Source organism: Haloactinopolyspora sp. (assembly GCF_027324685.1).
Lineage (GTDB): Bacteria > Actinomycetota > Actinomycetes > Jiangellales > Jiangellaceae > Haloactinopolyspora.
On record NZ_DAHVSH010000144.1, the window covers coordinates 67,135 to 84,999 of the forward strand.

At 68.9% G+C, this 17,865-nt stretch carries 8 protein-coding genes; all 8 read left to right on the forward strand.

Annotated elements, in window-relative coordinates:
• Positions 1-96 precede the first annotated feature (96 nt).
• The 8 genes from M6444_RS15985 (at position 97) to M6444_RS16020 (ending at position 17,485) form a co-directional block, all read left to right on the forward strand.
• On the forward strand, positions 97-1,239 hold the full coding sequence (locus M6444_RS15985) for a Gfo/Idh/MocA family oxidoreductase (protein WP_298329499.1): 1,143 nt from the start codon (positions 97-99) through the stop codon (positions 1,237-1,239).
• Positions 1,236-2,774: a sugar ABC transporter ATP-binding protein gene (locus M6444_RS15990; RefSeq protein ID WP_298329501.1), complete on the forward strand. Its 1,539-nt coding sequence runs from the start codon at positions 1,236-1,238 to the stop codon at positions 2,772-2,774. Before M6444_RS15985 ends, M6444_RS15990 begins: the two co-directional genes overlap by 4 nt.
• Positions 2,771-3,892 (forward strand): ABC transporter permease, encoded by a 1,122-nt coding sequence (locus tag M6444_RS15995; RefSeq protein ID WP_298329504.1) that lies wholly within the window; start codon positions 2,771-2,773, stop codon positions 3,890-3,892. The genes M6444_RS15990 and M6444_RS15995 overlap by 4 nt, the downstream gene beginning before the upstream one ends.
• The gene (locus M6444_RS16000) at positions 3,889-4,932 is read left to right on the forward strand and encodes an ABC transporter permease (protein ID WP_298329507.1); all 1,044 of its coding nucleotides are present in this window, start codon (positions 3,889-3,891) and stop codon (positions 4,930-4,932) included. Before M6444_RS15995 ends, M6444_RS16000 begins: the two co-directional genes overlap by 4 nt.
• Before the next feature lie 23 nt (positions 4,933-4,955).
• The gene (locus M6444_RS16005; RefSeq protein WP_298329509.1) at positions 4,956-6,194 is read left to right on the forward strand and encodes a substrate-binding domain-containing protein; all 1,239 of its coding nucleotides are present in this window, start codon (positions 4,956-4,958) and stop codon (positions 6,192-6,194) included.
• Positions 6,195-6,230: 36 nt separating this feature from the next.
• Positions 6,231-7,085, forward strand: a complete 855-nt coding sequence (locus M6444_RS16010) for a sugar phosphate isomerase/epimerase family protein (RefSeq protein WP_298329512.1) — start codon at positions 6,231-6,233, stop codon at positions 7,083-7,085.
• Between the two features lie 94 nt (positions 7,086-7,179).
• Entirely contained in the window at positions 7,180-12,702 is a 5,523-nt protein-coding gene (locus M6444_RS16015) for a ThuA domain-containing protein (protein WP_298329516.1), read from the forward strand.
• A 193-nt stretch (positions 12,703-12,895) separates the two neighbouring features.
• A complete protein-coding gene (locus tag M6444_RS16020) occupies positions 12,896-17,485 on the forward strand; it encodes a ThuA domain-containing protein (protein WP_363326395.1) in 4,590 nt (1,529 codons plus the stop codon).
• Positions 17,486-17,865: the final 380 nt, after the last annotated feature.

A 17,865-nucleotide genomic window follows, 5' to 3' on the forward strand; every position in this document is an offset into this window, starting at 1 on the left:
CATCCGTCTTGCGTCTGCCCGTCACGCCATAGATTGGCAACAAGCCCGCAACTTTTGATTGACACGCGACAAAAGTCACCGCTAGGTTCATCGGCCATGGGAGTGGCCCCCGTCACAACGCAGACCCCAGACCACCAACATCAGCCTGCCGCCGGCGGGCAGCGAGCGGCGATCGTCGGCACCGGATTCATGGGCCGCGTGCACGCGAACGCCGTGCGAGCAGCAGGCGGCCGAGTCGTCGGCATCGTGGGGTCCAGCCGCGAGCGCGCTGAACTGGCCCGCGCCCACCTCGGCGCTGATCAGGCCTTCGCCACGTTGCCCGAGCTGATCGATTCCGTCGACGTCGACACCGTGCACGTGTGCACGCCGAACCACCTGCACGAGCCGGTGGTCCAGGTCGCGTTGGCGGCGGGGAAGCACGTGGTGTGCGAGAAGCCGCTGGCGCTCGACGTGGCGGCGGCCACCGCCATGACCGAGGCCGCCAGCAGCGCCGGGCGGGTGGCCACCGTGCCGTTCGTCTACCGGTTTCATCCCGTGGTGCGCGAGGCGCGTGAGCGGGTCCGTCGCGGCGATCTTGGCCAGATCTCGCTGGCGCACGGCAGCTACCTGCAGGACTGGCTGCTGTATCCGAGCGACGACAACTGGCGCGTTGATCCCGGGCTAGGCGGGCCCACACGCGCGTTCGGCGACATCGGCTCGCACTGGTGCGACCTGCTGGAGTTCGTCACCGGTGATCGCATCGACGCGGTCTGTGCGCGCACGGCGACGGTGAACCAGCGCCGCGGTGATCCGCAACCCCGCGCCGTCGCCACCGAGGACGTCGTGACCATGCAGTTCACCACGGCCGGAGGTGCTCTTGGCTCGGTCGTGGTCAGCCAGGTGTCGCCGGGCCGGAAGAACCGCTTGCTGCTCGAGGTGTCGGGCGCGCAGGCCACGCTCAGCTTCGACCAGGAGAACCCAGAGACTCTGTGGTGGGGCGGGCGGGAGAACAGCGCCGTGCTCGTCCGTGACCCGGACACGCTCAGCGCTCCCGCGGCGCGCTACGCACTCGTCCCGGCCGGGCACCCGCAGGGTTACCAGGACTGCTTCAACGCCTTCGCCGCCGACACCGCCGCGGCCGTACGGGGCGAATCTCCCGACGGATTGCCCACCTTCGCTGACGGGCTGCGCGCCACGCGGATCGCGACGGCGGTCGTGACCTCGGCTGTCGACGGCTCGTGGGTGGAGGTGGGCGGATGACGGCGAGCACGCCGGAGGCGGCCGGCGGGGGCGCGGCCGTGAGCACTCACCTCCTGCGGATGCGGGGGATCTCGAAGTCCTTCCTCGGTGTGCGTGTCCTGCATGGTGTGGATCTCGATCTGCGCGCGGGCGAAGTGCACGCCCTGGTCGGGGAGAACGGCGCCGGCAAGTCCACCTTGATGAAGATTCTGGCCGGAGTGCACCAGGCCGATTCGGGGACGGTGGAGCTCGACGGCGCCGCGGTCGCGTTCGAGCACCCCCTGCAGGCGCAGCAGGCCCGCGTGTCCACGGTGTTCCAGGAGTTCAACCTGCTGCCGGATCGCACCGTCGCCGAGAACGTCTTCCTCGGGCGCGAACCGCGCACGCGCGGGATGGTGGACGCGCGCCGAATGAACGCCGACACCGCTCAGCTGCTCGCTGATCTCGGCCTGACCTGGCTCACCCCGCAGGCACCCGTACGGTCGCTGTCGGTCGCGGGCCAGCAGATCGTGGAGATCGTCAAGGCGCTGTCGTACGACGCCCGCATCATCTCGATGGACGAACCCACGGCCGCGCTGGCCGACGAAGAAGTCGACCTGCTCTACCGCCTCATCGCCCGGCTGCGCGAGCGCGGGGTGGCGATCCTGTACGTCTCGCACCGGCTCAAGGAGATCTTCGACCTCTGTGACCGGGTGACCGTGCTCAAGGACGGTGCGCTGGTCGACACCGTCGACACGGCGACGCTTCGCCCGGACGAGCTGGTGCGGATGATGGTGGGCCGGCCCATCTCGTCGTTCTTTCCCGACAAACTTCCCGGAACCGCCCCCGGCGACGTGCGGCTTCGGGTCACCGGCGGTGGCAACGACCAGCTCGACGGTATCGACCTCGAGGTGCGCGCCGGAGAGATCACTTGCCTGGCCGGACTGCAGGGCAGTGGCCGTACCGAGATCGCCCATGCCCTGTTCGGCATCGCCCGATTCACCCGTGGCACGGTCCAGGTCGACGGGCGCACCGTGCGGCTGCGTTCGCCCCGGCAGGCGGTGCGTACCGGGTTGGCGCTGGTCACCGAGGACCGCAAAGCCGAGGGTCTGGCGCTGAACCAGTCCGTGGCGGCCAACGCCCGGCTGGTGCTCGACGCCGTCGACCCGCGCCGGGCCGCCGCTCGGGCGCGGCGGATCCCCGGCCTCCTCTCCTCGCTGGACCTCGTGGCACGAGGCCCCGACCAGGAGGTGCGGTTTCTCTCCGGCGGTAACCAGCAGAAGGTCGTCCTGGCGAAGTGGCTGGCCACCGAACCGTCGGTCATCGTCCTGGACGAACCGACCCGCGGTATCGACGTCGGAGCCAAGCATCGCGTCTACACCTTGATGCGTGAGCTGGCCGCCGACGGCGTGGCGATCCTCATGGTGTCCTCGGAGCTGCCCGAGGTCATCGGGATGGCTGATCGCGTGATCGTGCTCCGCGACGGGCGCATCGCCGGTGAACTGCCCGGCGGCACCACCGAGGAGGCCGTGATGGCGCTGGCCACGGGGCAGGTGCCCGGAGGGCCGATGTCATGAGCACAACGGTTGATACCGCCACCGCGATGCCGTCGCGGCGACGCCGTCTCGGCACCACCGAGCTGGTGTACATGGCCCTGCTCGGCGTGGTCGTGAGCGGTGCGGTGATCGTCGCGATCAGTGGTGGGAATCTGCTCAGCACCGCGAACACGGTCGAGATGCTGTCGCGATCCAGCCTGCTGGGGTTCGTGGCGCTCGGCCAGACGTTCGTCATCCTGTGCCGTTCGCTCGACCTGTCGGTCGGTTACGTCATGGCGTTGTCCAGCCTCATCGGCGCGACCACGATGGCCGGCGACCCTGCACGGATCCCGCTCGGTATCGCTGCCGTGGTGCTGGTGGCCGGCGGTATCGGGCTAGCGAATGGGCTGATCATCGCCGTGTTGAAGGTGAATCCGTTCATCACGACGCTGGGGATGGGCCTGATCATCAAGGGCTACCTGGACACCCGGTACAAGGGCCCGGCCGGCGCCGTGCCTGAAGCGTTCCGGCAGTTCGGTTACACCCGGATCGGCTTCGTGCCGCTGTCGGCCGCGGTGATGTTGCTCGCCATGGCCGCGGGCATCGCCTATCTGCGCACGAGCCGGACCGGTTACCACATGTACGCCGTGGGCGGCAGCGAGGACGTGGCCCGGCTGTCGGGCATCCGGACGGGCCGGGTGATGATCACCGCGCATGTGTTGTGCTCCATCGCCGCTGGCGTGGCTGGACTGCTCATCGCGGCCCGGTTCGGCACGGGCAGCGCTTTGGTGTACAGCTCCGGCTACGAGCTCGACTCGATCGCCGCGGTGGTGTTGGGCGGGACGTTCCTGATGGGCGGGCGGGGCGGGGTCGCCGGGACGCTCGCCGGAGTGCTCATCCTGGCCGAGCTCGACACCGTGTTCAACGTCTTGCAGGTCGACCCCTTCTTCAAGGAGGTCCTGCGGGGCGTGGTCATCATCGCCGCGGTGGCCATCTATGCCCGCAGGCAGGTCGAGCGGCGTGCCACTCGGGCACGCTTCGGCGGCGACGGCGACGACGGCGGCACTGGGCCGGGTCGGGCCCCGGACCGCCCGCCGGATTCCACGGCCGGCGGCGCCGACGGCGACCAGGTCGTGGCCGGGCACGGAGGTGACCGATGACCGCCCCGCGTCCCGCACACCGCAGCTCCGGCGCCTCCAGGGTCGCCGGCGTGGCCAGCGCGCTGTTCGGCGGCGGCAGCGCCACCGTGTTCGCCCTGCTCATCGTGATCTTCGCGGGCATCTTCGCGATGAACCCGAGCTTCATGGAGCCGCCGTCGCTGATGGCGTTCATCAAGAACGCCGCACCGCTGGTGGTCCTGGCCATCGGCCAGTACTTCGTGATCGTCGCCGGCGAGCTCGATCTCTCGGTCGGATCGCTGGTGGGCACGCAAGTGGTCATCGCCGCAGCGCTGATCGACGGCGAAGAGAGCCGCACGGGTCCGGTCCTGCTGCTGATGCTGGTGTTCGGTGTCCTGGTCGGGCTGGTCAACGGGCTGATCACCACCGTGCTCAAGGTGCATTCGCTGATCACCACGCTGGGCATGATGCTGGTGCTCTATGGCGCGAACCGGCTGTGGACCGGAGGCGCCCCCACCGGCGCACTGTCCGAGGCGTTCCGCCAGCCCGGTCGAGGCGGCGTCGAGATGCCGGTGGTCCGGCTGCTGCCGTGGTCGCTACTCATCCTGGTCGCGGTCGTGATCGCCGCGGTGGTGGTGATGCGGCGCCCGTACGGCCGCGTGCTCATCGCGGTGGGTGACAACGAACAGGCCGCCGCGTTCTCCGGCGTGCGGGTCTGGCAGGTGCGGACCGCGGCGTTCGTGCTGTCCAGTGTCATGGCGACGCTCGCGGCCGTGCTCATCGGCGGCTATGCGGGGGTGACCGCGCAGGTCGGGGAGGGGCTGGAGTTCGCAGCCATCACGGCGGTCGTCCTCGGCGGTGTGGTGCTGGGTGGCGGCCGGGGAACGGTGATCGCCGCGATGGCCGGCGCCTTGACCGTCGAAGCCCTGTTCACCCTGTTCAACCAGCTCAGTCTGCCGTCGACCATCAGGCCTGCCGCACAGGGCTTGATCATCATCGCCGCGGTCGCCTATGCGGCCCGGGAGCGTTCGCAGCCCGCGCCACCCGTCGACGATGCACGTCCGGAACCAGCACGTTCGTGACATGAACCGAGGAGGACAAGACGATGCGGAAGACCCGCGTTCTATCCGTCGTGGCGGTCGCCGCGGCGTTGGCGGTCGGGGCGTGCACCACTGACGACCCAGCGGACTCGACCGACGAGGTCGACCAGGTGGTCGACGACGAGGCCGGTGATGAGGCCGACTCCGAAGAGGAGGCCGAGGAATCCGATGCCGACGAGTGGTTCGTCCAGTCCGAGTACGAGCGCCAGCTCGCCCAGCGCGACATCGAGCCCGAAGGCCCTGCCGACCAGCCATGGCTGCAGGCCATCGAGCCCGAGTACGTCGACACCGCCGAATACGCGCAGGACGGCAACACGCTGTGCTTCTCCAACGCCTCGGTGAGCAATCCGTGGCGGGTGACCGGCTGGATCACGATGCAGCAGCAGGTTCAGGTCTACAAGGACAGCGGCGACATCGGTGAGTTCCGGGTGTCCGACGCGGGCGACGACGACAACAAGCAGATCTCCGACATCCAGGCATTCGTCGACGCCGGCGACTGCAACGCGATCATCATCTCACCGTCCACCACCGCCACCCTCACCCCGGCGGTGGAGGCGGCCTGCGAGAGCGGCGTTCCGGTGATCGTGTTCGACCGCGGCGTCAACACCGACTGCATGGTGACGTTCATCCACCCGATCGGCGGCTACGCCTACGGAGCCGACGGCGCGGAGTTCCTGGTCGAGAACCTCGAACCGGGGTCGACCGTCCTGGCGCTGCGGATCCTGCCCGGCGTGGACGTGCTCGAACACCGGTGGGCGGCGGCGCAGGAGATCTTCGCCGACAGCGACCTGGAGATCCTCGGAGACGAATTCACCGAGGGCGACGGTGCGGCGATCAAGGACATCGTCACGCAGTACCTGCAGCGCGGTGACGTCGACGGCATCTGGATGGACGCCGGTGACGGCGCCGTCGCGGCGGTCGAGGCGTTCGAGGACACCGGCAACGACTACCCCGTGATGGTCGGCGAGGACGAGCTGAGCTTCATGCGCAAGTGGCAGGAGACCGGCATGACGGCGATCGCCCCGGTCTACTCCAACTTCCAGTGGCGCACCCCGATCGAGGCCGCCGTGCAGATCTGGAACGGCGAGCAAGTGCCGTCGGAGTGGGTGCTGCCGCAAGCGCCGGTCACCGAAGCCGACCGCGATGAATACCTGCAGCGCAACGCGGACATGCCGAGCCTGCACTACGCCAAGTTCGGTGGCGAGAACCTGCCCGGCTACCCCGAGGCATGGCAGGACCGCTGAGCCACGACCGTTCGAGAACACGAGGAGTTGACGTCGATGAACCGGGCGCTGGGAGTCAACACCTGGGTGTGGACCTCGCCCCTCACCGACACGAGCCTGGCCGAGCTCGCGCCGCGGATCGCCGACTGGGGCTTCGACGTGATCGAGCTGCCGGTCGAGAACCCCGGCGACTGGGATCCGGGCCGGGCGGCGAAGCTGCTCGACTCGCTGGGCCTCGCGGCGAGCGTCGTGCTCGTCATGGGCGCGGGCCGCGAATTGGTGGCGACCGACCGGGGAACGGTCGCCACCACCCGCGACTACCTGCGTCACGTCGTCGACGTGGCGCAGGTAGTCGGCTCGCCGACGATCGCCGGGCCGGCCTACGCCTCGGTCGGTCGCACATGGCGGATGGACGCTGCCGAGCGACGTACTCGGTACGCCCAGCTGCGCGAGAGTCTCGGCCCGGTGGTGGACCATGCCGCGCAAGCCGGGGTGTGCCTCGCCGTCGAACCGCTCAACCGGTACGAAACGAGCCTGCTCAACACCGTTGACCAGGCTCTGGAGGCCCTGGACGGGCTACCGCCGGACGCCTGCGCGCTGGCGTTGGACGTCTATCACATGAACATCGAGGAGCGCGACGTTCCCGCAGCGATTCGCCGCGCTGCCGGCCGGATCGCCCACGTGCAGGTCAGCGCCAACGACCGGGGCGCTCCAGGGGCGGATCACCTGGACTGGGCCGGCATGGCTTCGGCACTCGACGAAGCGCGCTACCACGGCCCGCTGGTCATCGAGTCGTTCACCGCCGACAACGCCACCATCGCGACGGCGGCGTCGATCTGGCGGCCGCTGGCCGCGACGCAGGACGCCCTGGCCGTCGATGGCCTGGCGTTCCTGACGGGCCTGAGGGGGTGACGCGCCGCTCACACGGTTCGCCTCCGCGTCGGTCCCGCATGCCGCGGGGTCTGCCCAGACGCTCATGCTCACTCGCCCCGGGAGGAAGTCGAAGATGAACGTCGCACTACGTCAGCGTTGGGGAAGACTCCTGGTCGTGGCTCTGGCCGCGGCGCTGGCGCTGGCCCTGCTCAGCGCCGCACCGGCACCGGCCCAGGACGAACCACCGCCAGGTGACGCGCACGTGCTGATCTTCACCGAGACTGCCGCGTATCGGCACACCGAGGCGATCGAGCAGGGCGTGCCCGTTCTGGAGTCGGCGTTCGCCGATGCCGGCATCACCTCCGAGCACACCGAGGACTCGTCGATCTTCAACGACGACGACCTCGCCCGCTTCGACGCGCTGATCATGTTCCAGGCCTCCGGCGATCCCTGGACGGATGACGAGAAGGCCGCCATGGAGCGCTACCAGCAGGCCGGCGGCGGCATCGTCGCCATCCACAACGCCGCCGACATGCGCGGCAACTACCAGTGGTGGGACGAACTGGTCGGTTCGCTGATGCCGGGGCATGCGGCGACCGGCACCAGCCCGGGCCAGCCCGGCACGGTCCAGATCGAGGACGACTCACACCCGTCCACCGAGCACCTTCCGCAGCGGTGGGACCGCGCCGACGAGTGGTACAACTTCTCGCACAACGTGCGCGGAGACGCCCACGTCCTGGCCACCATGGACGAGACGACGTACGACCCGGGCGAGAACGCCATGGGCTACGACCACCCGATCTCGTGGTGCAAGCCGTACGACGGCGGCCGCGCGTGGGTGACGGCCATGGGCCATTTCGGCGCCCACTACACCGACGAACCCGACTTCGTGCAGCACATCGTCGGCGGTGTCCAGTGGGCCGCCGGGCTCGCCGAGGGCGACTGCGGCGGCACCATGTGGGACCAGTTCGAACGGGTGCCGCTCGACCAGAACACCAGTGCGCCGTTCGCGATCGACATCGCCCCGGACGGTCGAGTGTTCTTCACCGAACTGGTCCGGGGTCAGATCCGGGTGTACGACCCGCAGACACAGACGACCTCGACCGCGGTGACGATCCCGGTGTACTCCGGCGGTGAGGACGGCCTGCTGGGCATCGCGCTCGACCCGGATTTCAGTGCCAACGGGCACCTGTACGTCTACTACTCGCCGGCCAGTGACGACGACACCGACCCGGCGAACTTCGTCAACCGGCTGTCGAGGTTCACCGTCGGCGAGAACTCCCAGATCGATCCGGCCACCGAGGCGGTACTCCTGGAAGTCCCGGCCCGCAGGCTGCCTGACGAGCCGGGGCACACCGGCGGCGGTCTCGACTTCGACGCCGACGGCAACCTCTACCTCAGCGTGGGCGACGACGTGAACCCGCACTCCGAGCCGTCCGGCGGCTACGCCCCCCTGTCCGAGCGCGAGGGAACGTTCCACGACGCCCGCGCCACGTCGGCCAACACGAACGATCTGCGCGGCAAGCTGCTGCGCATCCACCCCGAGCCCGACGGCACGTACAGCATCCCCGAGGGCAACCTGTTCCCGGAGTCCGAGGACACCGAGGACAAGACCCGCCCAGAGATCTATGCGATGGGCTTTCGCAACCCGTTCCGGTTCTCCGTCGACCCGGAGACCGGACACATCAGCCTGGCCGACTACTCGCCGGACAACAGCGCGGACAACCCGAACCGCGGCCCGGCGGGTATCGCGGAGTGGAACCTCATCACCGGACCCGGCAACTACGGCTGGCCACTGTGCATGGGCGACAACGAGCCGTTCCGCGACGTCGACTACACCACCGACCCGGTCACGGTCGGCGAGTACTTCGACTGCGACAACCCGATCAACGACTCCGTGCGCAACACCGGGCTGACCGAGCTGCCACCGGTCCAGGCGCCGCAGTTGTGGTACGGCTACCAGCGCTCGTCGGTGCCCGAGGTGATCGCGCAGGGCGGGGGACTGGCCCCCATGGGCGGGCCGTTCTACCACTTCGACCCGGAGCTGGAGTCGGACACGAAGTTCCCGTCGTCCTACGACGGCAAAGCGTTCTTCTACGAGTGGTCGCGCAACGCGATGTACACCCTGATCCCCGACGGTGACACCACGCAGTTGGAGAAGGTGAACCGGTTCCTGCCGCAGGAGGAGTTCCTCGCGCCCATCGACTCGAAGTTCGGGCCTGACGGCTCCATGTACGTCCTCGACTGGGGCGGCGGCTTCGGCCGCGACAACCCGGATTCAGGGCTGTACCGCGTCGACTACGTATCGGGTTCACGCTCGCCGGAGGCGCACATCGTCGCGACGCCGGATTCCGGGCCGGGCCCGCTCGAGGTCACCTTCGACGGCACCACGAGCACCGACCCCGAAGGCGAGGAGCTCACCTACGAGTGGGACTTCACCAGCGACGGAACCATCGACGCGACCGGGCCGACGGCCAACCACACCTACGCCGAGGACGGCGTCTATGACGCGCGCCTGACCGTCACCGACCCGCACGGCAAGACCGGCACCACCACGGCGCCGATCACGGTCGGCAACACCAGGCCGGAGGTCGAGTTCACCCTGCCGCCGAACGGCTCGTTCTTCGAGTTCGGGGACGAGGTGGCGTGGGACGTCACGGTGACCGATGCCGAGGACGAGGACATCGCCGACGACGACATCGTCATCCAGCCGGCGCTCGGGCACGACGATCATCCGCATCCGGCCGACCCGTTGTCCGGGCGCACCGGCTCGGTGATCACCCAGCTGGGCGGCGGACACAGCGAGGACATGAACGTCTTCTACATCCTCAACGGCCGCTACACCGACAGCGGTGGCGCCAGTGGTGTCCCGCCGCTGACCGGTGAGGACACGTCGCTGCTGTTCCCGAGGCAGCGCGAAGCGGAGTTCTTCGACGAATCCGAAGGCATCACCACGGCCGGGTCGCGCGACATCGAGGGCCACGGCGATGCCATCACCGGCGCGGACGGCGCGTGGGCGTCGTACGAGCCGATGAGCCTGTACAACGTCGACGCCCTGACGCTGCGCGCGGCCGCACCGGAGGGTGGGGTGATCGAGCTGCGCCGCGATGCTAAGGACGGCGACGTGCTGGGCACCGCGGAGATCCCGCCGACCGGGCCGACGGGGTACGTCGACGCCACCGTCGCCGTGCCCGGTGCGGGCGCGGACGCGGCTGATTCGTTCACGCTGTACGTGGTGTTCCCCGGCGCCGGCGCGCGCACGCTCAACTTCATCGAGGCCCACGGCAAGGGTGCGGCGACGACCACCAAACCGGAGGTGGCCATCACTGCTCCGGCAGCCGACGACGACCTCGAGCCAGGCCCGATCGAGATCACCGCGGAGGCCCGTGACGCGGAGAACACCGTCACCCAGGTGGAGTTCTTCGCCGACGGCGTGTCCCTGGGCGTCGACGAGACCGCACCGTACGCCGTTACCTGGGACGCGACCGAGCAGCGCCGGTACAACCTGACGGCCGTGGCGACCAACGACAACGGCGCCAGCCGGACGTCGCGGATCGTGCGGGTGGAGGTCGGCGACCTCTACGGCGACTGGCAGACGTTCAGCAACGTCGAAGCGTCGTTCGACCGGCCGGACACCGACACATGGGTCATCGACTCCGGTGGGGCCAACATGTGGCAGGGGACCGACGAATACGGTGCGGCCTACCTGCCCGCCGCCGCAGGTGAGCAGTGGACGGCGACGGTGCGCATCGATCAGCAGGATGCCTCGGCGGACTCGGCCAAGGCCGGGCTGATCGTCCGCAACGACGTCACGCAGCCGGGTGCATCGCCCGGCTACGCCGCGCTGGTCATGCGGGCCGGTCTCGGGTTCGAGTGGCTGCGCGACACCGACGGCAACGGTGAACTCGACGCCAGCGACGGCGCCGGCTCGACCAGTTACCCGGCCTGGGTGCGCCTGGTTCGCGACGGCGACCAGTACACGGCGTACTGGAGCAAGGACGGCGAGGACTTCACCGCCATCGGGGAGCCGGTCGTGTTGCCCGGCGCGGCCGCGACACAGGACATCGGCGTCGCCGTCACGGCGCACAGCTCCACCGAGACCAACCGGGCCCAGTTCGCCGGGTTCACGTTGGCCGACGAGGTGTGGCAGCCCGAGCCGGACCCGGATCCCGACCCGGGCCCGGTGTGCTCCATCGCCCAGTCCGACGACTTCGACGGCGACGCCCTGAACACCACCCGGTGGACCACGGTGCGCTCGGCCGAGCAGACGCCGGTGACCGTCGCGGACGGCGCGTTGCGGCTGCCGGTGACCGCCGGCGACATCAACGAAGACGCCGCCGGCCCGATCAGCTACGTCGGTCAGCCGGCCCGTGCGGGCGAGTGGACGGTCGAGACCTCGGTGACGATCGAGCACACCCGCGAGTGGCAGCACGCCGGACTGCTGATGCACGGCGACGACGACAACTACGTCAAGCTGGCCTTCACCCGCGACGCCTCCGGCGGCCGGTTGTTGGAATTCCAGACCGAGGCCGGCGGCAGCCGGACGTGGCACGACAACCTGACCGTCCCCGCGGACTTCCCGACGACGGCGCACCTGCGCCTGGCCAGTGACGGCGCACAGCTCACCGCGGCCTACTCCGTCGACGGCGAGACATGGGTCGACATGGCCGGGGCAGGTCACGTCATCGACGGCGCCACCGTCGGCGTCATGGCAGCCGGCGACACCGGCACGCCCGAGGTCGACGCGGTGTTCGGACACTTCACCGTCACGCCGGACTCCGACGACGACGGCGTACGGGAACCGTCGGACACCTTCGACGGCGACACGCTCGATGGCTGCCGCTGGGACTCGGTGGTGCGCTACGACGCGTCGACCGTGGCGGTTGCAGACGGGCAGCTGACGATTCAGACCCAGCCCGGTGACATCAACGGCGAGGCCAACGACGACCCGCGAAACTTCATCCTGCAGGGCTTGCCCGACGGCGACTGGACGGTCGAGACCGCCCTGACGCCCACCATGGTCCACCGGTGGCAGCTGGCCGGCTTGATCGTCTACGGCGACGACGACAACTACGTGAAGTTCGACGTCGTCGCCCGCAATCAGCCCGGGACCGCGACCGCTCTGGGCGCGGAGCTGGTGGCCGAACAAGGTGGTGCTTTCGGCAGCGGTGGCAACCGGCAGATCGACCTCACCGGCCAACCGGACGGTGGCTGGTATCACCTGCGGCTGAGCAGATCCGGTACCACTTATTCGGCCCAGATCAGTGCGGACGGGCAGGAGTGGACGTCGCTGGGCGAGCCGGTGACCAACGACGCCGTCCTGGATTCCATCGGGCTGATGGCCATCGGGCCGGAGCAGCAGGAGCCCGTCCAGGTCGCGTTCGATCACTTCCGCTTCGTGCCTGACGCGCCGGTCGACTATCCCGCCGCTCGAGAGCAGGTCCAGCAGTACCGCGCCGACGCGTTGATCAGTGTCGCGCAGGCGAACCGGCTGCTGGGACATCTGGATGCCGCGGAGCACACGAGCGAGCAAGGCCTGGTCCGGCAGGCCGAAGCTGCACTCGACCGGTTCGTCGCCGTCGCCGACGGCGTCGCGGACGAGGAGGTGAGAGCCGGCCTGCACGCCATCGCCGAAGGACTGCGAGCACAGCTGTGATCACGTGATCGGCGAGGGGTGTCGCGCTGGCGCGATACCCCTCGCCGAACGACCACGCCCGGGCCGAGGGCTACAGGAGCGCGCCAGTACCGCACACGAGGAGGGCGTTGTGAGAGACGATCCGACGAGACGACGAGGCAGGTCATTCAGACGCGCAGCCGCCACCGCAGTGGGCTTCGCCGTCGCCGTTCCGATGAGCCTGAGCAGTGCGGCCGTGGCTACCGACCAGCCGGAGCCGACGGCACCGGCGCAGGCCGAGTTCGACGTGCTGGTGTTCAGCAAGACCGCCGCATTCCGGCACGACTCCATCCCGGACGGCATCGCGGCGATCGAGCAGCTCGGAGCCGAGAACGGCTTCGCCGTGACCGCGACCGAGGATGCCACGGCCTTCACCGAGGACAACCTCGCCCAGTACGAGGCGGTCGTGTTCCTGTCCACCACCGGCGACGTGCTGAACGACGAGCAGCAGGCGGCGTTCGAGGCCTACATCCAGGACGGCGGCGGCTACGCGGGCATCCACGCGGCCAGCGACACCGAGTACGACTGGCCCTGGTACGGCGATTTGGTCGGCGCGTACTTCGACAGCCACCCGGCCATCCAGGAGGCGACCGTCGAGGTCGAGGACCACGCGCATCCGTCGACGGCGCATCTGCCGCAGGAGTGGGTCCGCACCGACGAGTGGTACAACTTCCAGGACAATCCGCGCGGCGACGTGCACGTGCTGGCCGCGCTGGACGAGGAGACGTACGACGGCGGCGGCATGGGCGCGGACCACCCGATCGCGTGGTGCCACGACTACGACGGCGGCCGGGCGTGGTACACCGGCGGCGGGCACACCTCGGAGTCCTTCACCGACCCCGAGTTCGTCCAGCACCTGCTCGGCGGCATCCAGACTGCCGCAGGGCAGGCCGACGCCGACTGCGGCGCCAGCGTCGAAGCGAACTTCGACCAGATCACCCTGGCCAAGGGGCCGGAGGAGATGGGCGAGCCGATGGGGGTGGCCGTCCTCCCGGACGGAAGCGCGCTGCACACCTCCCGCTCCGGTGCGGTCTACTACACCGCAGCGGCGGGACAGACCTCGCTGGCTGCGCAGGTCCCGGTCTACGGCTTCCGCGAAGACGGCATGCAGGGCATCGCCCTGGACCCGAACTTCGAGGAGAACGGCTGGGTCTACCTCTACTACTCGCCGGTCCTGGACACACCCGACGGCGAAGTGGTGCACAGTAGCCTCGATCCCAGCGTGTGGGAGGCCTACGAGGGCCACAACAACCTGTCTCGGTTCAAGTTCGCCGACGGGCAGCTCGATCTCGACTCCGAGCAGGTGATCCTGCAGGTGCCCCAGGACCGCGGCAACTGTTGTCACCACGGCGGCGACATCGACTTCGACGCCGACGGCAACCTGTACCTGTCCACGGGTGACGACACCGACCCGTTCGAGTCCAACGGCTACTCGCCGATCGACGACCGCGCGGACCGCGCTCCGCAGTTCGACGCCCGCCGTACCTCGGGCAACACCAACGATCTGCGCGGCAAGATCCTGCGTATCCACGTCGAGGACGACGGCTCGTACACCGTCCCCGAGGGCAACCTGTTCGAGCCGGGAACGGAGAAGACGCGCCCGGAGATCTACGCGATGGGCTTCCGCAACCCGTTCCGGATCAGCGTCGACCAGCAGACCGGTGTCGTGTGGGTCGGCGACTACGGTCCCGACTCCGGTAGCGCCAACCAGTACGGCCCCGCGGGACAGGTCGAGTTCAACCGGGTCGCCGAGCCGGGCAACTTCGGCTGGCCCTACTGCACCGGCATGAACACCCCGGAGGAGACCTACGTCGATCGGGACTTCACCGCCTACTACGGCGAGGACCCGAACACCGGCGAGCCGGACCCGAACGACGGCCTCAACGACCCGATCGGGGAGAAGTTCGACTGCGCCAACGGGCCGGTGAACGACTCCGTGCTCAACACCGGCCTCGAGACCGTGCCGCCCGCCCAGCCGGCGTGGATCGCCTACGACGGCGGGTCGGTGCCGGAGTTCGGCTCCGGCAGCGAGTCCCCGATGGGCGGGCCGGTGTATCACTTCGACCCGGATCTGGACTCGGAGACGAAGTTCCCGCAGTACTACGACGGCAAGTTCTTCGCCTACGAGTTCGGCCGGCAATGGATCAAACCGATCAACGTCAACGAGGACGGCTCGCCGGGACGCATCGAGTCCTTCCCCTTCGTCGACAACACGCAGTTGATGGATCTGGAGTTCGGGCCGGAGGGTTCGCTGTACGTGCTCGACTACGGCACCGGATTCTTCAACGGTGACGAGAACTCGGCGCTGTACCGCATCGACTACGTCAAGGGCACCCGGTCGCCGGAGGCGGTCGCCAGCGGTGACCCGACATCCGGGATCGCCCCGCTGACGGTGCAGTTCAGCTCCGAAGGCTCCAACGACCCGGATCCGGGCGACACCATCACCTACGCGTGGGACTTCGACGGTGACGGCACCACGGACTCCACCGAGCCCGACCCGTCGCACACCTACACCGAGAACGGCGAGTACACCGCTACGTTGACGGTCACCGACCAGGACGGCCACCAAGGTGTGGCCACGGTGCACATCGTGGTCGGCAACACCGCACCGGTGGTCGAGTTCGTCGAGCCGGCCAACGGTTCGATGTTCTCGTTCGGTGACGACGTGGCCTACGAGCTGTCGGTGACCGACCCGGACGGCCAGCCGGTCGACTGTGCCGACGTCGCGGTCACCTTCGCGCTCGGGCACGATCAGCACACGCACGGCGGCGACACCGTCTACGGCTGTTCGGGCACGGTGCCGACCGGGTCCGATGCCGCACACGGCACCGACGACAACATCTTCGGGCTGCTGTTGGCCGAGTACACCGACACCCCGCCGAACTCCGACACCGGTCCGGCGACGGGTACGGCGCAACTCATCCTGCAGCCGAAGCACCGCCAAGCCGAGCACTTCTCGGCGCAGAGCGGCGTGCAGGTCGTCAGCCACGGTGATGCCGAGGGCGGCGCCCGCGTCGGCTACATCGACGACGGCGACTGGATCTCGTTCGAACCGTGGAACCTGGCGGGCATCAAGTCGGTGAGCATGCGAGTGTCCGCCGGCGGCCCCGGTGGAACCGTGGAGCTACGCATGGGTGCGCCGGACGGCGAATTGGCGGCGACCGTGCCGGTGCCGCACACCGGAAGCCCGGACAACTACGTCCAGGTCTCCCCGGTCGCGGTGACCGACCCGGGCGGTACCGACGAGCTGTTCCTGGTGTTCCGTGGTGACGGCGGTGGGCTGATGGACATCGACGCGATGATGTTCAGCTCCGACGAGGCGGCCTGCCCGGATCCCGACGCCGAGGTCGACCCGAACGACGAGTTCGACGGCACCGAGCTCGACCAGTGCCGCTGGTCGACGATCCTGCGCCCGGACGCCGAGCACTACCGGCTCGCCGACGGGCAGTTGCAGATCGACGCGCTCGAGGGTGACATGCACAACGGCAACACCAGCGCGGCCAACGTCATCCTGCAGGACGTCGACGAGCCCGAGGCTGGGTTCGAGGTGAGCACCCAGCTCGCGATCCCCGCCGGAGGGGACTACGAGCAGGCCGGGATCATGGTCCACGCCGGTGACCAGAACTTCGCCAAGGCGGTCCTGATCAACATTCCCGACGTCGGTTGGCGGTTCGAGTTCGGTCAGGACGTGGCCGGCTCGGCGGTGTTCGATCCCGACCTGGACCGCTCCGGTGAGCTCCCCGCGGGCATCGCCGAGAACGCTCACGTCAAGGTCGTCAGCGACGGTCACACGCTGACGGCGTACTGGTCCGCCGACGGCGAGGAATGGACCCAGTTCGGCCGGCCGCGCCCGATGTCGACGATGACGAACCCGCGGATCGGCCTGGCGGCGTTCAACGGTGAGGGGCAGCCGGCGACGTTCGAGTACTTCCACGTCTCCGACGGCCCGCCGCCGCAGCCGTGTGAGCCGACCGAGCCCGAACCCGGCTACCGCAGCCTGTTCGACGGGACCGAGGCGAGCCTGGCGAACTGGCGGATGGCCGGACCCGGCGGCTTCCACCACATCGGCTGTGAGCTGCTGTCGTACGGCGGCATGGGTCTGTACTGGTACGACGAGGCGTTCGAGTCGTACTCGTTGAAGCTGGACTGGATGATGCCCGGTGACGACAACTCCGGTGTGTTCGTCGGCTTCCCGGATCCCGGCGACGACCCGTGGGCGGCCGTCGACCAGGGGCACGAGATCCAGATCGACGCCACGGACGAGCCGGACCGCACGACCGGCGCCGTCTACGGCTTCCAGGGTGCCGACGAGGAAGCCCGCGACGAGGCGCTGAACCCGCCAGGGGAGTGGAACGCCTACGAGCTCGTCGTCCAGGGTGATCGGATCCAGGTGTTCCTGAACGGTGTGAAGATCAACGACTACACCGACACGGACCCGGCGCGGATGAATCCGCCGAGCTTCATCGGGATCCAGAACCATGGCGGCGGGGACGAGGTGTACTTCCGCGACATCCGCATCCAGGAGTACACGTTCGACAACGCCAGGGCCCTGGTCGCCGACTACTACGAGCGCGGCGACATCAACCGGGCGCAGGAACGGAAGATGACGCAGCATCTGGCGGTGGCCGAGCGGTTGTTCGGCGAGGGACTGGCCGAGCAGGCCGCCGAGTCGCTGGACCGCTACGCCGCGGTCGCCAGCGAGGTCGCGGACGAACAGGTCCGCGCGGCGTTGCTGGCGATGGGGGAGGCGCTGCGAGTTCAATAGTGATTCATAGGTGCGCCGGGACCGGGGAGGGCCCGGCCCCGGCGCACTGGCCGAGTACCCCTGCAACCACGGGCTGACGTAACACGCCGAAAGCGACCGCGTGGCACGGTGAAGGTGACCAAGCGCGCCTGAAATGTCGCGTTGGTGGAGCATTTCAGCGTGCCACGTCAATCGGACGGGTGAGGCGGTCGGCGCGTCGGCTTCGAACGGAGCGTCGTGGGGCTTTCGACGTCGCGCGTCGAAAGCCGTGGCACGATGGGTTGCATGACGCATTCGCTCGCCGGGCGACCCGAGAACGCGACCCAGGCGAAGGTCCTCAAGCTCCTGCGTGACGAGGGTCCGCTGTCGCGGGTCGAGCTCGCTGACCGGTTGGGTGTCTC

Bases quoted from the DNA above. Each gene is read 5' to 3' on its own strand.
- M6444_RS16020 (WP_363326395.1), top strand. From the start codon at position 12,896: ATGAGCCTGAGCAGTGCGGCCGTGGCTACCGACCAGCCGGAGCCGACG.
- M6444_RS16010 (WP_298329512.1), top strand. From the start codon at position 6,231: ATGAACCGGGCGCTGGGAGTCAACACCTGGGTGTGGACCTCGCCCCTC.
- M6444_RS16015 (WP_298329516.1), top strand. From the start codon at position 7,180: ATGAACGTCGCACTACGTCAGCGTTGGGGAAGACTCCTGGTCGTGGCT.
- M6444_RS16005 (WP_298329509.1), top strand. From the start codon at position 4,956: ATGCGGAAGACCCGCGTTCTATCCGTCGTGGCGGTCGCCGCGGCGTTG.
- M6444_RS15985 (WP_298329499.1), top strand. From the start codon at position 97: ATGGGAGTGGCCCCCGTCACAACGCAGACCCCAGACCACCAACATCAG.
- M6444_RS16000 (WP_298329507.1), top strand. From the start codon at position 3,889: ATGACCGCCCCGCGTCCCGCACACCGCAGCTCCGGCGCCTCCAGGGTC.
- M6444_RS15995 (WP_298329504.1), top strand. From the start codon at position 2,771: ATGAGCACAACGGTTGATACCGCCACCGCGATGCCGTCGCGGCGACGC.
- M6444_RS15990 (WP_298329501.1), top strand. From the start codon at position 1,236: ATGACGGCGAGCACGCCGGAGGCGGCCGGCGGGGGCGCGGCCGTGAGC.